This is a genomic window from Mycolicibacterium aurum (genome assembly GCF_900637195.1).
In the GTDB taxonomy this organism is placed as follows: domain Bacteria; phylum Actinomycetota; class Actinomycetes; order Mycobacteriales; family Mycobacteriaceae; genus Mycobacterium; species Mycobacterium aurum.
This window is the reverse complement of the sequence record NZ_LR134356.1, coordinates 1,711,991-1,729,715: the sequence shown is the minus strand read 5'-3', so window position 1 is coordinate 1,729,715 and position 17,725 is coordinate 1,711,991. Positions and strand designations below refer to the sequence as shown.

17 protein-coding genes are annotated in these 17,725 nt (G+C 65.7%); 7 read left to right on the top strand and 10 right to left on the bottom strand.

Annotated features, from left to right (window positions below; translation table 11 throughout):
- Positions 1–54 precede the first annotated feature (54 nt).
- From EL337_RS08230 to EL337_RS08220, 3 genes are all read right to left on the bottom strand, one after another.
- The gene (locus EL337_RS08230; protein WP_048634318.1) at positions 55–702 is read right to left on the bottom strand and encodes a porin MspA; all 648 of its coding nucleotides are present in this window, start codon (positions 700–702) and stop codon (positions 55–57) included.
- A gap of 443 nt (positions 703–1,145) precedes the next feature.
- Positions 1,146–2,783 carry a peptide chain release factor 3 gene (locus EL337_RS08225; protein WP_048634319.1) on the bottom strand — a complete coding sequence of 546 codons (1,638 nt, stop codon included), beginning with the start codon at positions 2,781–2,783 and terminating at the stop codon, positions 1,146–1,148.
- Positions 2,784–2,858: 75 nt separating this feature from the next.
- Positions 2,859–3,299, bottom strand: a complete 441-nt coding sequence (locus EL337_RS08220; RefSeq protein WP_048634320.1) for an SRPBCC family protein — start codon at positions 3,297–3,299, stop codon at positions 2,859–2,861.
- 59 nt (positions 3,300–3,358) lie between these two features.
- On the opposite strand from EL337_RS08220, the gene EL337_RS08215 reads away from it, so the two are divergent.
- Entirely contained in the window at positions 3,359–3,859 is a 501-nt protein-coding gene (locus tag EL337_RS08215) for a nitroreductase/quinone reductase family protein (protein WP_048634321.1), read from the top strand.
- A 70-nt stretch (positions 3,860–3,929) separates the two neighbouring features.
- Here the strand turns inward: EL337_RS08215 and EL337_RS08210 are convergent, their stop codons facing one another.
- On the bottom strand, positions 3,930–4,859 hold the full coding sequence (locus tag EL337_RS08210) for a manganese catalase family protein (protein ID WP_048634322.1): 930 nt from the start codon (positions 4,857–4,859) through the stop codon (positions 3,930–3,932).
- A gap of 423 nt (positions 4,860–5,282) precedes the next feature.
- On the opposite strand from EL337_RS08210, the gene EL337_RS08205 reads away from it, so the two are divergent.
- The 3 genes from EL337_RS08205 to EL337_RS08195 all read left to right on the top strand — a co-directional run bounded on the left by EL337_RS08205 (position 5,283) and on the right by EL337_RS08195 (position 7,428).
- Positions 5,283–5,849 (top strand): hemerythrin domain-containing protein, encoded by a 567-nt coding sequence (locus EL337_RS08205; RefSeq protein ID WP_048634323.1) that lies wholly within the window; start codon positions 5,283–5,285, stop codon positions 5,847–5,849.
- A 15-nt stretch (positions 5,850–5,864) separates the two neighbouring features.
- The gene (locus EL337_RS08200; protein ID WP_083443212.1) at positions 5,865–6,404 is read left to right on the top strand and encodes an EVE domain-containing protein; all 540 of its coding nucleotides are present in this window, start codon (positions 5,865–5,867) and stop codon (positions 6,402–6,404) included.
- Positions 6,405–6,594: 190 nt separating this feature from the next.
- Positions 6,595–7,428, top strand: coding sequence for a SigB/SigF/SigG family RNA polymerase sigma factor (locus EL337_RS08195; protein WP_327407035.1), 834 nt, complete (start codon positions 6,595–6,597; stop codon positions 7,426–7,428).
- A 120-nt stretch (positions 7,429–7,548) separates the two neighbouring features.
- Here the strand turns inward: EL337_RS08195 and EL337_RS08190 are convergent, their stop codons facing one another.
- Positions 7,549–7,866, bottom strand: coding sequence for a hypothetical protein (locus EL337_RS08190; protein WP_048634324.1), 318 nt, complete (start codon positions 7,864–7,866; stop codon positions 7,549–7,551).
- 417 nt (positions 7,867–8,283) lie between these two features.
- Between EL337_RS08190 and EL337_RS08185 the strand changes: the two genes are divergently transcribed.
- Entirely contained in the window at positions 8,284–8,682 is a 399-nt protein-coding gene (locus tag EL337_RS08185) for a GlcG/HbpS family heme-binding protein (protein ID WP_048634325.1), read from the top strand.
- 16 nt (positions 8,683–8,698) lie between these two features.
- Here EL337_RS08185 and EL337_RS08180 read toward each other — a convergent pair whose 3' ends face one another.
- The gene (locus EL337_RS08180; protein ID WP_048634326.1) at positions 8,699–10,306 is read right to left on the bottom strand and encodes a PucR family transcriptional regulator; all 1,608 of its coding nucleotides are present in this window, start codon (positions 10,304–10,306) and stop codon (positions 8,699–8,701) included.
- 131 nt (positions 10,307–10,437) lie between these two features.
- On the opposite strand from EL337_RS08180, the gene EL337_RS08175 reads away from it, so the two are divergent.
- The gene (locus EL337_RS08175) at positions 10,438–11,931 is read left to right on the top strand and encodes a CoA-acylating methylmalonate-semialdehyde dehydrogenase (protein WP_126316539.1); all 1,494 of its coding nucleotides are present in this window, start codon (positions 10,438–10,440) and stop codon (positions 11,929–11,931) included.
- A gap of 64 nt (positions 11,932–11,995) precedes the next feature.
- Here the strand turns inward: EL337_RS08175 and EL337_RS08170 are convergent, their stop codons facing one another.
- The 3 genes from EL337_RS08170 to EL337_RS08160 all read right to left on the bottom strand — a co-directional run bounded on the left by EL337_RS08170 (position 11,996) and on the right by EL337_RS08160 (position 15,490).
- Complete coding sequence (locus EL337_RS08170) at positions 11,996–12,769, bottom strand: SDR family NAD(P)-dependent oxidoreductase (protein WP_197724205.1); 774 nt, start codon at positions 12,767–12,769, stop codon at positions 11,996–11,998.
- Positions 12,766–13,734 (bottom strand): cyclase family protein, encoded by a 969-nt coding sequence (locus EL337_RS08165; protein WP_048635528.1) that lies wholly within the window; start codon positions 13,732–13,734, stop codon positions 12,766–12,768. Before EL337_RS08165 ends, EL337_RS08170 begins: the two co-directional genes overlap by 4 nt.
- Before the next feature lie 160 nt (positions 13,735–13,894).
- Positions 13,895–15,490, bottom strand: coding sequence for a PucR family transcriptional regulator (locus EL337_RS08160; RefSeq protein ID WP_126316537.1), 1,596 nt, complete (start codon positions 15,488–15,490; stop codon positions 13,895–13,897).
- A gap of 135 nt (positions 15,491–15,625) precedes the next feature.
- On the opposite strand from EL337_RS08160, the gene EL337_RS08155 reads away from it, so the two are divergent.
- Positions 15,626–16,615, top strand: a complete 990-nt coding sequence (locus EL337_RS08155) for an amidohydrolase family protein (RefSeq protein ID WP_048635530.1) — start codon at positions 15,626–15,628, stop codon at positions 16,613–16,615.
- A 12-nt stretch (positions 16,616–16,627) separates the two neighbouring features.
- Here EL337_RS08155 and EL337_RS08150 read toward each other — a convergent pair whose 3' ends face one another.
- Positions 16,628–17,620, bottom strand: a complete 993-nt coding sequence (locus EL337_RS08150) for a LacI family DNA-binding transcriptional regulator (protein ID WP_048635531.1) — start codon at positions 17,618–17,620, stop codon at positions 16,628–16,630.
- Between the last annotated feature and the right edge of the window lie 105 nt (positions 17,621–17,725).

The window sequence follows — 17,725 nt, the reverse complement described above, 5'->3', positions numbered from 1 at the left end:
AGCGACGACTCGGCCCCCGCCGGAGGGCGAGGGCCGAGTCGGAGTTGACTGGTGTCAGTTCATGTTCCACGGTGCGCCGTAGGTGCTGACGCTGTCGCCGGTCGAGGAGATCAGCCGGGCGTAGGGGCGCAGCAGCACACCACCGGCGGCACCGGTCACGGTGCCGTGGGCGTTGGATGCCACCACCGAACCGCCCGCCCCTTTGACGTCCACCGAGAAGGTCGCGACTTCCTGGATGCCGGGACCGTTACCCAGGTCTGCCGAGATCGAGACGCCGGGGAGCAGCGGCGGGGTCACGATGCTGTTGAAGAAGCCGAAGTCGGGATCACCGGTGGGAGCGAACGCGAAACCGTCGTAGGCGATGTTGGGGGTGGTGTAGCTGAAGTTGATGCCCACACCCAGCGACCAGGGGAAGCCGACCTGGTAACCCAGCTCCATCGTGCCCTCGAAGTCGTCGGCACCCTCGCCGGCCACGATGTAGGTCGCCTTGCCGGAGTGGAACCACTCGCGGGTCAGGCGGTTGCGATCGAGCGGGAACACACCGTTGAGGAAGGTGTCCCACTGCTGGATCGTCAGTGTGCGGCCCTGGCCGTCGACGATGCTCAGCTCGTTGTCCAGCCCCGCATGCGAAGTGCCGGTGCCCACGAACAGAGCCGCGACGGACGCCACCACCGCCACCAGCACTCGACTGATTACCTTCATGTTTCCCCTAGCTATCCCTGCGCGGACCCGGGCGGGTCCGATCGGTCGTGGTTGATCGCGATCTGGTCGATGCCGGGAGCACCCCGCCTGTGCAGTGCTCCCGTTGCTGATCTGTGGTGTGAGACGGGTTAAAGGTAGAACATCGGCGCTTCCCAAATTGGCTGTGCGTCATCCCATCCGAGCCTTGGCGGGGGCTGCCGAGGCTTCTGAAGACCGAAAACTGCAGCTAGGAGCGATCAGCACATCTTCAGCAGACTGGTAGTGGTATCCAAACTTCCGCCGGCGGCAGGCTGTGGTGGCACTGTGGCACAAAGACACGGATGGGTCGTCTAATCGCATGAGCGACAACGGTTTTCCCATACATCTTCCGCACCACGTTCGACGGCAATCGGGGTGATCGCCGAATCGCGGTTCGTAGAACAGGTTTGGGCGGGGCGAGAGGTTCAGTCCTCTGCCGCGACCAACGAACGCAACGTGACATCCGGAAGGTCGCGCTGGACGTGCTCCAGTCGCCATTTCGTGGAGAACACGGCCAACATGACACCGTCGGTCCTGGTAAACACCTCGACGGACGCCAATTTCTGCAGGGTCTCGGCATCGCCGGGATCCGCGATGCGGGCCACCGTGTACGGGAGCCGTTCTAGCTCGATCGGCGCACTGAATTCGTTGGCCATCCGGTGGGTCGCCACCTCGAACTGCAGCGGCCCGACGGCGGCGAAGACCGGCGCCTGATCGCCGCGCACGTCCGAGCGCAGGACCTGGATGACGCCCTCCTGGTCCAGCTGCTCGATCCCTTTCCGGAACTGCTTGTGCTTGCTCGGATCCGTTCCTCGCGCGACCGCGAAATGTTCGGGTGAGAAGCTCGGAATCGGCGGGAACTTCACGGCGACGTCCTGGTACAGGGTGTCGCCCGGGCGCAGGGCGGCGGCGTTGGCCAGCCCGATGACGTCGCCCGGCCAGGCGGTGTCCAGAGTGGATCGCTGCTGCCCGAACACCGACTGCGCGTACTTGGTGACGAAGGGCTTGCCGGTCGACGCGTGGGTCAGGACCTCGCCGCGCTCGAAGGTGCCCGAGCACACCCGCGCATAGGCGATGCGGTCGCGATGGGCGGAGTCCATACCCGCTTGGACCTTGAACACGAAGGCACTGAACGGAGCGGATGCCTCACGCCGGTTGCCGTCGACGTCGAGTTGGCCGTTCGGCGGCGGCGCGAGCTGGGCGAGAACATCCAGAAGCTGATTGACCCCGAAGTTCAGGGCGGCCGACGTGAACAGCACAGGAGACGAGGTGCAGTCGAGAAAGGTGTCCATGTCGAAGTCGGCGCCGTCGGCACTCAACAGTTCGGATTCCTCGACCGCGGTGTCCCAGTCGACGCCCGCGGCGTCGTGCGCCCGGGCGGGGTCGATGTGTTCCTCGGGCGCCGCGGTGGCTCCTCCCGCGGTGCGGGTGTACCGGATGAAGTTGCCGGTGCGGCGGTCCAGCACGCCCTTGAAGTCGCCGGCGATGCCCACCGGCCACGTCAACGGAGTGGGCCGCAGCCCGATCCGTGACTGGATCTCGTCCATCAACTCCAGGGCGTGCCGCCCCGGGCGGTCCCACTTGTTGATGACCGTGATGATCGGGATTCGCCGGTGCCGGCACACCTGGAAGAGCTTGAGCGTCTGCGGCTCCAAACCCTTCGCGGCGTCGATGAGCATGACCGCGGAATCGACGGCAGTCAGCACTCGGTAGGTGTCTTCGGAGAAGTCGGCGTGCCCTGGGGTGTCGAGCAGGTTGATGACGCAGGTGTTCCCGCTGCCGGTCTTGTACGGGAACTGCAGAGCCGTCGAGGTGATGGAGATACCGCGGGCCTTCTCCATCTCCATCCAGTCCGACACGGTGGCGCGGCGGCCGGACTTACCGTGGATGGCTCCCGCCTCGGTGATGGCCTTGGCATGCAGAACCAACGCCTCGGTCAAGGTGGACTTGCCGGCGTCGGGGTGGCTGATCACGGCGAACGTGCGGCGACGTTGCGCTTCGGCGGAGATGCGGACTGCCTGCGGACCGGTGGTCGTCGGCACGGCTGCGGTGGTATCGGTCATTGCGCCATCGATTTTATTGCCCGCGGCACCGAAAACGATAATCGCCGCTGTTCAGCGGGCACGCCTCCCGGGGTGTCAGGCTCCGGTGACTTCCAGCGTGCGCTTGCGCAACCCCTTGGTGGCCGTGTCCATCAGGCCCTTGGCGCCCTTCTTGATCAGAAAGCCGGGCAGCGGCGCTATCAGGTCCACCGTCAACTCGAAACGGACCAGTGTCGACGTCCCTTGCGAGGTCAGAACGTAGCGGCCCGATTGCGCTCGCTGCTGGCTCGAGCTGACGAGCGTCCAGCTCACCCCGTCGTCGTCGAAGCTGTACTCGAGCACCTGCTCGTCGCTGACGCCGACGATCTTGACGACCTGCCGGGCTTTGCTCGGCCGCCCGTCGGCGTCGCGTTCCAGGATCTCGATCTCCTGGTGCGCCTGCGACCACTCGGTCAGAGATTCCAGATCGATCAGGACTGCCATGACGTCGTCCCGCGACGCCTCGATGAGTACTTCGCGAACTTCGGTGATGGCCATGCCGTGACCATAGCCAGGCCGACGCTCGTCGAAACCGCGCAGTGCCTAACATCGTGGCGATGGGCATCCCCGAGGTCGACCCCACAGCCGGCTCTCCGTTGCTGCGCATCGGCGCCCGGTTGACCGGCAACACCCCCGGCCGGTGGCTCGCGCGTCGGGTGGCTCCCCGCGTCGACCGGCCGCTGCTCAGGTTGAGCCGCGGGCGCCTGTCGTCGGCGATGGTGACACCCGAACTACTGCTGGTCACCGTTGGCGCCAAAACCGGCCGGCGGCGAACCACCCCGTTGACGTATTTCACCGAAGCGGGCCGGGCCGTCGTCGTGGCGTCGAACTACGGCGGCTCCCGTCACCCGGCGTGGTACTACAACGTCCTCGCCGAACCCCGCGTGACGATCTCGGCCGGCGGTTACACCGGCACCTTCATCGGGCACGAGGCAGCGGGCGACGAGCGGGACCGGTTGTGGAACCTCGCGAAGACCTTCATTCCGTCCTACGCCGATTACGAACGCTTGGCGGGACGACGCACCATACCGGTGCTGGTGTTCACCGAGGTCGACTAGAAACACTCGACGAACCACTCTCGGACGGGCCGGCGTCGCACGCCGACCCGCCCGAGAGCTGGAACAACTACTAGTCGTTGGTCGTGATCTCGATCTCGGCCGTCGCCTGGATGAGCGACAGCAGTTCCTTGTCCAGCCCGGGCGAGAACTCCTCACGCCGTTCCGGCGCGATGGTCATCGGGAACCCTTCCGGCATGACTGCGGTGCTCAACTCGGTGCCGTCGTTGGACGGGGAAGCACCCCGGTACAGCTTCGCGGCCTGGCTCTGGTCGTCGGCGCTGAAGGTGTACTGGACACTCTGCAGTCCCTGGTCGACGAGCTTCTTGACCTCCGGGAACTGCTCGGCGTTGGTCTTCGGGATCGGCAGGGCCGCACCCCAGTTCACACCGAGGCTCTCCAGCGCCTTCGCGAACGCGTTCTCGTGGGCTTGGTCCCGCACGATCAGGTACGCGATCGTCGAGCGTGCCGTCTTGTTGTCGGTCATCTCGTAGATGCGGCACTTCTGAAGGCGTCCCGTCGACTCCAGCATCAGGTTGTACAGCAGGTCCAGGACGAGGTTTCCACTGTTGTAGACGTAGGAGCCGAGCCACGGGTTGCCGGCCGCATCGACCGGCAGTGCACCCTGTGCACCCACCAGGTAGTGATGGATGTTGCCGGTGTCCAACGCAATCTTCAGCGGGGTGGCACCCTTGGCGCCGGGCTGGTCGACAGGGTCGGTCTTCTTGCCCTGGTAGGCCGGCGACCCGTCGAGCAGGCGCGAGATCGTGGTGCCGATCAGCTCGACGTGGCTGATCTCCTCGGTTCCGACACCCTGCAGCAGATCCTTGTACGGCTTGGATGCCACGTCACCGCGAAAGTTCATGCTCTGGAACAGGTACTGCATCATCGTGCGCATCTCGCCGAACTGCCCACCGAGACCCTCCTGGAGCGCGTTCGCTGCGGCGGGATCGGGCTCGTCGACGACGATCTCGTAGATGAGCTGCTGAGTGTGAAGGTACATGGGTGTTTTCTCCTGAATTCTGTGCCGGCGCGCGGCAATTCGACGAGCGCCGACTCTCTGACCGGGCTCTCGGCCGGCCGGTTGGACACGTTGATCAGCCCATCGAGGCGTCACGAGGGCTCAGCGACGTGGAGAAGTAACGTGCGCGGGGCCGCCCTGACCATTCGACCCGAGGCGCTGATCTTGTTGTGCGGGCCGGGCGTGGATCTCGACCGTCGGCCCGCCTCAACGTGTGTCACCGAACGATGCTCCGCGTGCTGGAAGCGATCGGCTTGTCCGTGATACCCCGGGCCGGACGGCGCAAACGTGGCGCGGGCGATTGCTCGGTTTGAGCGCTTTGCGTTCGGGGATCCTGCAGCTGAGCGCACAGCCCCGCGCCGAGCCGATAGATCTCGATAGAACTTGATAGAAGAGGTAGACGCTGTGGTAGAGACATTCGTGCAGTCGACCGACGACGTGGTCGAGTTCCTTCGGGATCAGCACAACCAGATCAAGGACATGTTCGACGACGTGGTGCACGCGTCCGGGTCCGAAGCGCGGGAGAAGGCATTCGTCGACCTGCGCCAGCTGCTGGCCGTGCACGAGACCGCCGAAGAGATGGTGGTCCATCCCCGGGCGCGCCAGGACATCGAAGGCGGAGACATCATCGTCGACGCCCGACTGCAGGAAGAACACGAAGCCAAAGAACAGCTGTCCGCACTCGAGAGCATGGACATCGATTCGCAGGAGTTCATGGACGCGCTCCTGTTGTTCAAGGGCGCAGTGGTCGATCACGCCGAACGCGAGGAGACCGAGGAGTTCAGCAGGCTCCAACGCGACCTCGACCCGGACGATCTGAAGCGCATGGTGGCCGCAGTTCAGGCCGCCCAGGCCATCGCTCCGACCCGACCGCACCCGGGCGTCGAGTCGGCCAAGCTCAATTTCGCGGTCGGCCCCTTTGCTTCGATGCTCGATCGCGCGCGCGACTTCATCGACTCCGCACTCAGGTAATCGGGCGGTTGTCGCGTGGCAGCAGCACGCAACGTCACCGCCGAGACGCTCGGAGCATGGGTCATCAAGTGCAATCCGCGCCGAACACCTGTCGAGCCGATGCGTGCGGCCGGCGAGGCCAAGCGGTCCTGGTGTGTTGCCGCCAATTACCGCTCGCGACTCATCCGGGCCGGGCAGCCGGTGCTGTTCTGGGTCTCGGCACACCCGCAACGGGGCGTATGGGGCGCCGGTCGAGTGACCGGCGACGCCTTCGACGAGGATGGTCGGCTTCAGGTGCCAGTCCACATTCCCCTGTTCGACCAACCGCTGACAGCTGCCGAATTGCTCTTTGTCCGCGGCTTGGCGTCGATGGAGGTGTTCCGAGCGCCGCAGCACGCCAATCCGTCCTGGGTGACCGTAGCTGAAATGGCGCTATTGGCAGAGCTTTTCCCGTCGCATTGTCCATCGGCAGGCGTGACCCCGGCGCAGCGACGGGCGGCTGGCGCGGACCGAGATCATGAACCCCGGCTATCGCATTCGCGGCGATGCGATGCGCGCACCCGGGGAGAGGTCTAGGCTGGTCATCGGCCACAGTGTTCAGCACTGAGGCGCGATAATTATTGTGCTCTCTGCGCCGTGAGGTCTAGCCGAGGCCCGCCGCGCACCCTGCCAGGTTCACGCTCTGAGCCGCTTTCATCAAGTCTGGCGGACGAAGGGCTCTCCAGTGACGTCACAAACCAGGTCCGAATATGCCGATATCGCGGAGATGTTCGCCAATCTCGCGGCGTTGGACGAGCAGTCGGCCGAGTACCGGCGCCAGCGGGAGGCAATCATTGCACGATGCCTGCCCCTCGCCGACCACATTGCGCGACGCTTCGACAACCGCGGTGAAGCGGCCGACGATCTTGTGCAGGTCGCGCGGGTGGGTCTGATTCAGGCGGTGAACCGCTTCGATCCAGAGTTCGGTTCACAGTTCCTGGCCTTCGCCGTTCCGACCATGATGGGTGAGGTGCGCCGGTACTTCCGTGATTGCGGATGGTCGGTCAAGGTGCCGAGAAGAATGAAAGAGCTTGGCCCGCAGATTAATCGGGCCCGAGATGAGCTCTATCAGCTGTTGGAACGCCCGCCGACCGCCAGTGAGATCGCCCACCATCTGGAGATCGACCGCGACGAGGTGGTCCAAGCGCAGATCGCCTCAAGCGCGTACTCCACCGTGTCCTACGACACGACCCGGCGGGAAGTGGACGACGAAGACTCACGGATGGTGGGCGACAGTTTCGGGTTGGTGGACGTCGACCTCGACCGCATCGTCGATGCCGAGGCGGTGCGCCCGCTGATCGCCAAGCTGTCCGAACGCGAACGCGCCATCTTGGGACTTCGCTTCTTCGACAACATGACTCAGAGTCAGATCGCCAGCCGTCTGGGGATCTCTCAGATGCATGTGTCGCGCCTTCTCGCGCGTTCCCTGGCGACCCTGCGGGAACAGGCGCTGACTCCCACGCTGCCGACGCCGCGCGTGGATGCAGTGCCCGTGTCGCAGCAACACTGTGACCGACCCGAACAGTCTGACTCCAGGCAGCTGCTTGCCGCACGGCGGTGATGCATGCGAGTGCCCCCGCCAGTGCGTGCAGCACTGGGCGGGGGCAATCGGTGCGTCAAGGCTGTGCGGAATCCCCTGGCGCGGTTGATTCATCCATGACCGCGGGGCCGCTCTGGTGGACTATGCGTCGTCGTGGTGGCGGCTGCCGGACTTCGCCAGTCCGCGACTCACCATGTACGCCACGCTCAGGATCACGACGTAGAACCATGCGCGGTCGGCCCTGAAGTAATCCTCGTGGGCTTCGGTGGTGCTGACGAGGAACGATGCCAGCAGGACGCCGACAACGGCGACGACGTAGACGATGAATTCAGTGGTCTTGTAGGCAGCCTTGGTCTCATCGCCGCGCCGCACCGGCGTCCGGGTGGGTTGGGCATCAACCGCGCTGTAGGCCGTCGGTGTGGCCGAGCGGTGATCAGCGGTGGGATTATTGGTGGTCATGTGATTCTCCTTCTGATGCCGGGCCGCAAAGCGACCACGACGATGAATAGGTGGGCGACTTTCACTGGCGCGCAGCGATTTTTCCCGACAGCGTTCCCGGAGGGCCGGTGGAGAGATCACTGGGCAACAGCCCAGTCACATGGATGCGCGATTCAACAAGCGCGGCATGTTGCTGCCGCCATCGAATGAATGCAATGACGTCCGGATTCGAGATGGCTCACGGCAAGCGATGCAGAACCATTCCGGACTTGACTGTGGTGCCAGTATCTTTAGCACCAACACTGCGAACACTACCCGCGGGTAATGGCTGGACCTAATCGTCCCAAAGGGCCCGCCTTTGCTGCGGGGCCGGTTCGCTCCGTTCCGACGGTGGTGTCCCCAGCGAAATCCGGGCTATGTTGTCTCGGTGATCAAGGCATGACTGTCGACCTGGCGACGGCGCTACGCATGATCGACGCGGCGCACGCGGAAGCCACGAGCCGATCGCTGCTGGTATCCGCTGCGGTGGTCGATGCCGGCGGGCATCTCATCGCATTCGGCAGGATGGACGGCGCGGAGATCGCAGGTCCGGTTCTCGCCGTGGACAAGGCCTATACCGCGGTGGCGAACCGCATCGCCACATCGGAACTCGCGACTCTGGCCGCCCCCGGCGGAGAACTCTTCGGATTGCACGCCAACGGCGGCGGTCGATTCGTGATCTTCGGTGGTGGCGTCCCGATTTCGGTCGAGGGAGTCGTCGTCGGCGGAATCGGTGTCAGCGGCGCGAGCGCCGCCGAGGACGAAGCGTGCGCGCTGGCGGCGCTCGGGTGCCTCTAGAGGTGCATATCAGGGACTAGTTCGGCCGCTGGTCGCCCGAATTCTCCATGATCATCAACGCGACGTGCAGTGACGTCATCGACTCGCCGTCGTCGATGTCGACACCCAGCGCGTCACGAATCGTCCGGAGCCGCTTGTAGAGTGCCGGTCTGCTCATGTGCAGGCGCTCCGCGACTGCCGCTTTGTTGCCTGCCAGGCGAAGGTACTCGCGGAGCACCGTCAAATTCGTGGGACTGGCGCTCCCGTCGGTGGACAGTAAAGCCTTCAGCTCGGACTCGGCGAACCGCTGGAGTCTGCGATCGTCGCGCAGCAGTGCGATCAGTCCTCGCAGTCTGACGTCGGATGCGCGATAGAACGGCTTGCCGGCGCCACGCATCGTCAGGGCGACCTCAGCGATGTCGGCGGCTTCGGCCAGTCCTGAGATGGCGTCGGTCACATGCTCAGCCGATGGCCCCAGCGCGACGACGGAGGCATCAGTGCCTTCCACCCGTTCGACCTCGGCGCGGATTCGGATTGAGAGCGCTTCCAGCGGCTTGTCCCCCGGCACTGATCGCGAATTCTTCAGTGCGAGAACGACACCCACCTCTCCATCTCCGCGAAGAGCGAACAGCCCGGAATGGCCGGATGCGTTGACGGTATGCGCGACAGCGTCGAGAAGTGCCACGTTGCGGCGATGTCCGGCGACCGGGTCGAACATCTCCGGGCCGCGGGCCACCCGCACATTCACCGGTAGGTAGTGCGCGGCACTGCGCAATCCCAGTGCTGCGGCGCGCGCGGCGACGTCCCGGTCGTCCGAGAGCCGGCCACGCAGCACATCGTCGATGAGCCCGCTCTGTGCCTGATGCTGCACGCTCGTGCGGTCCTGTTCGATCATGCGGTGCATGGCCAGTGCGGCCGCCGCCCGCTCAAGCGTGGTCGTCGCGCGAATGGTGTCCGATGGTGCGCACGGAATCACCAGGCGCCCCCACAGTTGCGAGCGGGGGCCGACACCGGTGACCGCCCACGGTTCACTGTCACCGCTGCGTCCGGGACTTCGGCGGGAACGCCGCTCCCAGTCGGCGAGCAGATCGGCCGGTACGCCGGATGATACGGCGAGGGCCTGGTGCGACAGATCCTCAAGCACCACAGGTTCTTCCAGGATGCGGGCGGCGGCATCGACGATGGTGCTCATCGATGCGCGCCGCATGCTGAGCTCGGTGAAGGTCCTGTGCACGGTGCGGTCGAACTCGACCTCCTCGTACTGATCGGCCACGAGGATACGATGCACCGCCTCGGTGAGCTCGACGAAGCGGATTCTTCGGTGGAGCACGACGAGAGCGATGTCGGCTTCTTCGGCAACGATTCCGACTTCGCCGGGTAATTCGTCGATGATCGAGCCCAGCTCGACGACGACGCCGACGGCGCCGGCTGCCGCCAACCTCCGCAGGTATTTCCGCGGCGACCGTGCCAGCGCGGCACCGGTGGTCAAGACGAGCTCGCCGCCCTGCAGAAGAGTGGACAGATCGGCGAGGTCGCTACTGTGCACCCACCGAATGGTCTCGTTCCAGTGGCGTGCGCTGAGCACCTCGGGCGCGCCGGCGGTCATCACCGGAAGTGCAACCACTTCGGCGAGCGTGAGCGGCATTTACAGAGTGTAACCATCGAACCCGAATCGGTGACACTCTGCTGCGTCGTAGCGACGACAGCGCATGAATACTTGGGGTATCCCCGTGCGCGTACGTGCTCGGAGTCGACAACGCTGGAAGGCACCGATAGATGGCACAGACGATTTCGCATTGGGTGAACAACGAGGCCTTCGCTGGCGCGAGCAGTGCGACTGCTGCGGTGACGAATCCGGCTACGGGTGAGACGACCGGGCAGGTGGCGTTGGCGTCGGTGGAGGACGCGCGTGTGGTCATCGATGCCGCCGCCGCGGCGTTCCCGCAGTGGCGCGACACCTCGCTGGCCAAGAGGACTCAGATCCTGTTCAAATTCCGCGAGTTGCTCAACGAGCGCAAGGGTGAACTCGCCGAGATCATCACCAGCGAGCACGGCAAAGTGGTCTCCGATGCCCTCGGCGAAGTCTCGCGCGGCCAGGAAGTCGTCGAGTTCGCCTGCGGCATCCCCCACCTCCTCAAAGGCGGATTCACCGAAAACGCCTCCACCAAGGTCGACGTCTACTCCATCCGCCAACCCCTGGGCGTGGTCGGAGTCATCTCCCCCTTCAACTTCCCCGCCATGGTCCCGATGTGGTTCTTCCCCATCGCCATCGCCTGCGGCAACACCGTCGTACTCAAACCCTCGGAAAAAGACCCCACCGCCGCACTGTGGATCGCCGCGCTGTGGGCCGAAGCCGGCCTCCCCGCCGGAGTGTTCAACGTCCTGCACGGCGACAAGACCGCCGTCGACGAACTGCTGACCAACCCCAAGATCGCCTCGGTGTCCTTCGTCGGATCCACCCCCATCGCCCAATACGTCTACGCCACCGGCACCGCCGCCGGCAAACGCGTCCAAGCCCTGGGCGGGGCGAAAAACCACGCCGTGATCCTGCCCGACGCCGACCTGGACCTGGCCGCCGATGCCATGGTCAACGCCGGCTTCGGCTCCGCCGGAGAACGCTGCATGGCCATCAGCGCCGCCGTCGCGGTCGGCCCGATCGCCGACGACCTGGTCGCCAAAATCGCCGCACGCACCACCGACCTCACAATCGGCGACGGCGCAGGAGACTCCGACATGGGCCCCCTGGTCACCCAAGCCCACCGCGACAAAGTCGCCTCCTACATCGACGCCGGCGAAGCCGACGGCGCCAAAGTCGTCGTCGACGGCCGCACCGTCACCGCCAACGGCGCCGCAGACGGCTTCTGGCTCGGCCCCACCCTGCTCGACAACGTCACCCCCCAGATGAGCGTCTACACCGACGAAATCTTCGGCCCCGTCCTCTCCGTCGTCCGCGTCGACACCTACGACCAAGCCCTGGAATTGATCAACACCAACCCCTACGGCAACGGCACCGCGATCTTCACCAACGACGGCGGCGCCGCCCGCCGCTTCCAAAACGAAGTCCAGGTCGGCATGGTCGGCATCAACGTCCCCATCCCCGTCCCCATGGCCTACTACAGCTTCGGCGGCTGGAAAAACTCCCTCTTCGGCGACAGCCACGCCCACGGCATGGACGGCGTCAACTTCTTCACCCGCCAAAAAGCCATCACCCAACGCTGGCTCGACCCCAGCCACGGCGGCATCAACCTCGGCTTCCCCGAAAACGCCTGACCAACAACACAAAGCGTGTGTGGGGGTGCCGCCGCGGCGGCACCCCCACACACGCTTTCACGGCTCAGTGCGCGGTCCAGCCTCCGTCCACCAGCAGCGAGGTGCCGGTGGTGAGCGACGACGCCGGGCTGGCGAGGTAGGCCACCGCCGCAGCCACCTCGTCCACCGACCCGAGTCGGCCCAGCGGAATCTCTCCCAGTACCCAGTCCCGAAACTCCGGATCGGCGAGGCTGCGGGCCGTCAGCTCGGTGTGGATGAACGTCGGGGCAACGGTGTTGACGCGGATTCCCTCGGCAGCCAATTCCAGTGCCAGCGCCTTGGTCATCCCCTCCAGCGCCCACTTCGACGAGCAGTACAGAATTCGGTTCGGGCCGCCGACATGCCCCATCTGCGAGCCGATCGACACGATCGATCCTCCCTCGCCGTGGTACCGCATCCGTGCGACTGCTTGTTGCGTCACGAACAGCACCGCGGCGACATTGACGGCCATGACCGACTCGTATGCCTGCGGCGTGATTTCGTCGAGGCGCGCGGGAATGTTGCGGCCGGCGCTGTTGATCAGGACGTCGACGCGCTCGTCGGCCATCATCGTCGCGACAAAGGATTCGTCGGTGACGTCGCCCGCCCGCACGGTGGCGACGCCCCCGTGATCGGCGATGAGTCGCGCTGTTTCGTGGAGCGACTCTGCGGTTCTGCCGACCAGACTGACCGAGGCGCCCAGTCGGGCCAGAGCGACCGCGGACGCCCGGCCGATACCCGAACCCGCGCCGGTCACCCAGGCGTGCTTACCTTTCAGCGAGGCGCCGCTGACCAGAGCGTCAACGGCTCCAGCGGTCACTTGATGGCCTGTGGGTTCACCGGTGATCCCACGGCCCCGGGGATGACGAGCGGCGGCCCCACCAACAGGAATTCGTAGCGGCCGTCCTCCGCGCAATCCTGCGCCAACGCGTCCAGGTACCAGATCTCGCCGACCAGCAGACCCATCGACACGATCATCACCAGATGCAAGGGCTGGAACGTGTTTTCCAGCTCGTTGGGCCGGACTTCGGCACCCCAGGTATCGGTCGCGATTCCCGCGACCTCCTTCTCATGCAGCCAACGCGCCACCGACAGCGACAAGCCGGGTGCGTCTCCCGCGGAGAAACCACCCCAGCCGGGCAGGTCACGCCGCGCGGCCATGTCCCCGGTGCGAATCAGCACGATGTCACCGCGTCCCACGGTCACACCGTGGAATTCGCAGGCCTCGTCCAAGTCCTCGGGGGTGATCGCCTCGCCGGGCTCCAGGTGGGTGCGTCCCTTGACCCGCGGGATGTCGAGCAGGACTCCCCGCGTCACGATCGTGGGCATGTTCTCCACCCCACCGCGCGCCGCGCCCGACGACGTCACCTCGCCGGCGCTGAATCCGTTGAACATCTTGCCGTCCCGGAAGATGTGACCCAGTGCGTCCCACTGGGTTCCGCCCTGAAGGAACAGGAAGAGGCTGTCGTCGGCGAAGCCCCAGCCCAACGGGTCTGCGCTGTAGGTCTGGGTACCGGCCAGATGATCGGTGCCGGTGGCGGCCATCTGGTGCACCGGGTTGACCCGACCGAACGCACCGGTCTGCGGACCGTTGCCGTCGAGCGGCAGCTGCAGCGAGATCGCCTTGCCGGACCGCACCAGCGAAGCGGCGGCACTGATCACCTCCGGGGTGATGTAGTTCAGCGTTCCGCGCTGATCCTCGCTGCCCCAACGGTTCCAGTTGTTGCAGGACTCGTAGAGCTCATGGAAGAGATCGAAGGTGATGGGTGTCTTGCTCGTCGTCATCGTCGCTCCGCCTGTCGTGGATGTGCGCTGTCGTGGATGTGCGCCTTGTCCTACGCAACCTACGGCGCCCGACCGGGGCTGCTGTTGCTCGAAATGGCGAAAACCGACCGCCTGGCGTACGCCCTTGCGATGAATGTCGCTGCCACGGCACCGCGCACCATCAGGGGCGCAGGAGCAGTTCGCACAGGAGACGTTCCGAGGGGTCCGCGAGATCGAGTCCGGAGATCGACTGGATGCGCTTGAGCCGGTATCGCAAGGTCGTCACGTGGATGTTGAGCTGATGCGACGCAGCGACGACGTTACCGAACGCAGCGAGGTACGCCTGCAGCGTTGCGACGTAAACAGAGCCGCTGTCCCGATCCTCCGTCCGCAGCAGGTCCAGTTTCGGGTGGCTGATGCCGGCGGTCGTGACGAAGTGCGACACGTCGGACAGCGCGATACGAGCGACCGCATCGTCGTAGCTCACGATCGTCACCCCGTCTGCCGCCGCAAAGGTGTCGAACACTCTGTCAACCTGGTTGCGCGCGGCGGGGATGTCGGTCAACCCGCGCACGCTCCGGCTGAGTGCGACGTGAACACTCCGGCCCAACAGGACCCGCCCGATGTGGTCTCCCATCGCCGCCGCGAAATCCCGGATCCGGTGGTCCGCAGTGTGGGCGTCGAGCGCGAGCACACAGTAGACGGTGTGTCCGATGCTGGTGGTGGCGGCCCGCCACCGGTAGGACTGGCAGTACATCTGCACAGATTCGACGACCCGGTTGCGATCCAGATTGCTCAGGAGGACGTCAGGCGAGGTGCGCAGTCCGAACACCACGTGGCGGGCGGCCGGCGCCAGACCGTACTCCTCGGCCGCAGAGTGCGCCATGGTTCCTTGATCGAGGAGACGGCGGACCTGCCCGTCCTGTGTCGACCGTCCCCGGAAACCCGCTTCCTGATGGCGCAGGAGAAAGGGCGCGGCTGCACGCGCCGCCGACGCCATCCGCTCGTACACGTCGACCGGAAGTGGTGTGTCCCCCTCGGCGACCCACAGGATTCCGAGCAGAAACCGTTCTGCGCGAATGGAACACAGCAGCCGTCGGCGTGCCTCGAACGGTCCGTCCTCGACGGCCACCACCTCGTCGGTGCCCAGGAGAGTGTCGATGACGCCCAGCGAGTCGAGGTGGCGAAGCCACTCATCGGGAATCCTGCGGCCCAGGATCGCGATGTCGCGTCCGCGGTCGACCTGGTCGGTCGAGCTCGAATAAGACAGCACCCGAAACTTCGCGTCTTCAATGATGACCGGTCCCCCGAGCATCTCCGCGAGCGACTCGGCCAATCCCGCGAGTCCCTCGACGGCAACGCCTGATCCACGGATGTCACCGAAGCCGGACTGCAGAATCAGGTCCCGGATCGAGTCGGCCAGCTCAAGCCATGGCAGGTCGGGGGAACGCTCGAGCAGGCAGAGACCAGCCTCGTCCGCAGCAGCGCGGATCATCGGCTGCGCCTCGCGAGGAAGACGCTCGGCGATGAGGACGCAGGCTCCCCTGTCGGCGCACGCGGCGATGACCTCTGGCCACTCATCCGGCCGGACCCCGACCGCAATGACCAGGTCGACGCCCTGGTCGGCGCTGCCGGGGTAGACGTCGAGGGACCGAACCCTGGTGGTCTCGTCGGCCGCCGCATCGATTGCCCTCGTCACGTTGTCGCCCAATGCCCGCACCAGGTCGTCCACCGAGATGCCGGCGATCGCAAGGTCAGGTGAGGTGCTGTCGTCCACCGTCACAGTGTGCCGGACCGGATTCGCTCATAGGAGAATCTGCAGGCCCCCACTTTCTCCGATCGACGATCCGCCTTCCCCGACCCGGCCCCTAGACTTCCACCGAATCGTCCATCGGCATTCACGGAAGAGGCCATGACTCACTCGCCCAGCACGTCCTTCTTGGCACCGGGCCACATCGACATCCACGCCCACCTGCTGCCCGAGGACTGCTACGACATTCCCGCCGCGACGGGCGTGCGGAGCCTGACCGAGCGCGACGGCGAGCTGCATCTCGGAGATTTTCCGATCGCCGTGACGCGGGATCAGATCTCCGGTGTGGGCCGGATCCTGTCCGATATGGACACCGAAGACATCGCGGTGCGGGTCGTGTCGGCGCCGCCGTACGCCTTCGCCGTGACAGCCGAGCGCGACGCGGCCGCGGACTACGCGCGCCGCGTCAACGACGGTCTGATCCGCATGTGCGAGGACAATCCGGACCGACTGGTTCCCATCGGCGTTCTACCGGTGCAGGACCGCGCTGCCACCGCGGCGGAGGTCAAGTATCTTGCCGCAGAAGGCATCCGCGGTGTCGCGGTACCGCCGGTCGTCGGATCCCTGACCCTGGGCGACCCCGAGCTCCACCACGTCCTCGACACCTGCGCCGAGGCGGGCCTGGCCGTGCTGGTCCATCCGACGCAGCAGCCCCGTCCCGGCTTCAACCACCACTACCTGCAGAATCTGATCGGGAATCCGGTGGAATCGGCGACGGCCATCGCCTCGATCCTGCTCGACGGGACCTTCGATCGCCTTCCCACGCTGCGCATCGCATTCGTCCACGGTGCCGGGGTTGCGCCCGCGCTGCTCGGGCGCTGGGATCATGGCTGGCGCATGCGGGCGGACGTCCGCGCCGACACCGCCGAACCGCCGAGCGAGGTCTTCCGTCGCCACGTCTACGCGGACGCCCTGGCCCATTCCGTCGAGGCCGGCGAACTGCTCTGCAAGGTCATCGATCCCGGCCGCATCACCCTCGGCTCCGACTACCCGTTCGACATGGCCGATCAGCACCCCGTCAGATCCGCGTCGGCGCTCGGCTTGGATCGAGACGTGTTGCGCAGCAATGCGTTGCGGTGGCTGGGTTGCTGACCGAGGGCACCGTCAGCCGACCCGGTGGTGCGACCCCCTGGTGACGATCTCGGGGGTCAGGGTGACGTCGCGAAACGGCGATGCCGGCTCGGCGATGCGGGCGACCATCAGATCTGCCGCTGTCTGCGCCATGGCCGTCAGGTCGTAGTGGACCGTGGTGAGATCGACGATCTCCCACGATGCCATCGCGATGTCGTCGAAGCCCACGATGGTGAGGTCGCGCCCGACGTCGCGGCCTTTCGCCCGGGCCGCGTTGAGCGCACCGAGCGCGATGACGTCGTTGCCGCAGAACAAGGCAGTGGGAGACGCCGCCTGACCCAGTAGGACCGATGCGGCCGAATAGCCTGTCTCGTAACTGAATTGGCCGTGTCGCACACGCTCGGGCGGAATGGGCACGCCACGCTCACTCATCCCGAGCCGGAAGCCGTGCTCGCGGTCCCGGCCGGTGCTGGTGTCGCCGGGACCGAAGACGACGCCGACTTCCCGGTGACCGAGGTCGGCCAGAAACTCAGCCGCGAGCCTGCCGCCGGCGATGTTGTCGACCGTGCTCCGATCGCACTCCACTCCGTCGACGGAACGATTGACGAGCACGAACGGTATCCCTCGCGCCCGAAGGCTGGCCGGTAGAGGCGACCCGAGGTGCGCGGTCGCGATGATCGCGCCGTCGACCACGCCATGCGGCAGATTCTCCGCGGCGCCGGCAGCGTCCGGCTCGGCGAGCAGTATGGTCCGAAATCCGGATTGCTCCAGACGATTTCGCACCGGTTCAACCAGGGCCGGGTAGAAAGGGTTGGTCAGCTCCGCGGTGAAGACGCCGATGGACCGTGCCTGCCGCGTCGACAGGGTTCGGCCCGCTTCGCTGGGGACGTAGGACAGCGACCGCGCCACCTCCTGCACCCGGGCGACCGTTTCGGGGGCTATGCCGGGTACGCCGCGCAGTGCGCGGGACACGGTCGACTGCGAGACGCCTGCGATCTTGGCGACGTCATGGCTCGTGAATGCCACCGCACCCCTTGCTTACGTATGCACCAGCGCCTTACCCGTTGGTCCGATCTTGGTGGCAATGAGCAAAACATGCAAGCCTATTGACGTTGCATACGTATGCGACGT

Excerpts from the sequence above, each read along its gene's own strand:
- EL337_RS08230 (WP_048634318.1), bottom strand. The coding sequence starts at position 702 with ATGAAGGTAATCAGTCGAGTGCTGGTGGCGGTGGTGGCGTCCGTCGCG.
- EL337_RS08225 (WP_048634319.1), bottom strand. The coding sequence starts at position 2,783 with ATGACCGATACCACCGCAGCCGTGCCGACGACCACCGGTCCGCAGGCA.
- EL337_RS08220 (WP_048634320.1), bottom strand. The coding sequence starts at position 3,299 with ATGGCCATCACCGAAGTTCGCGAAGTACTCATCGAGGCGTCGCGGGAC.
- EL337_RS08215 (WP_048634321.1), top strand. The coding sequence starts at position 3,359 with ATGGGCATCCCCGAGGTCGACCCCACAGCCGGCTCTCCGTTGCTGCGC.
- EL337_RS08210 (WP_048634322.1), bottom strand. The coding sequence starts at position 4,859 with ATGTACCTTCACACTCAGCAGCTCATCTACGAGATCGTCGTCGACGAG.
- EL337_RS08195 (WP_327407035.1), top strand. The coding sequence starts at position 6,595 with ATGTTCGCCAATCTCGCGGCGTTGGACGAGCAGTCGGCCGAGTACCGG.
- EL337_RS08190 (WP_048634324.1), bottom strand. The coding sequence starts at position 7,866 with ATGACCACCAATAATCCCACCGCTGATCACCGCTCGGCCACACCGACG.
- EL337_RS08185 (WP_048634325.1), top strand. The coding sequence starts at position 8,284 with ATGACTGTCGACCTGGCGACGGCGCTACGCATGATCGACGCGGCGCAC.
- EL337_RS08180 (WP_048634326.1), bottom strand. The coding sequence starts at position 10,306 with ATGCCGCTCACGCTCGCCGAAGTGGTTGCACTTCCGGTGATGACCGCC.
- EL337_RS08175 (WP_126316539.1), top strand. The coding sequence starts at position 10,438 with ATGGCACAGACGATTTCGCATTGGGTGAACAACGAGGCCTTCGCTGGC.
- EL337_RS08165 (WP_048635528.1), bottom strand. The coding sequence starts at position 13,734 with ATGACGACGAGCAAGACACCCATCACCTTCGATCTCTTCCATGAGCTC.
- EL337_RS08155 (WP_048635530.1), top strand. The coding sequence starts at position 15,626 with ATGACTCACTCGCCCAGCACGTCCTTCTTGGCACCGGGCCACATCGAC.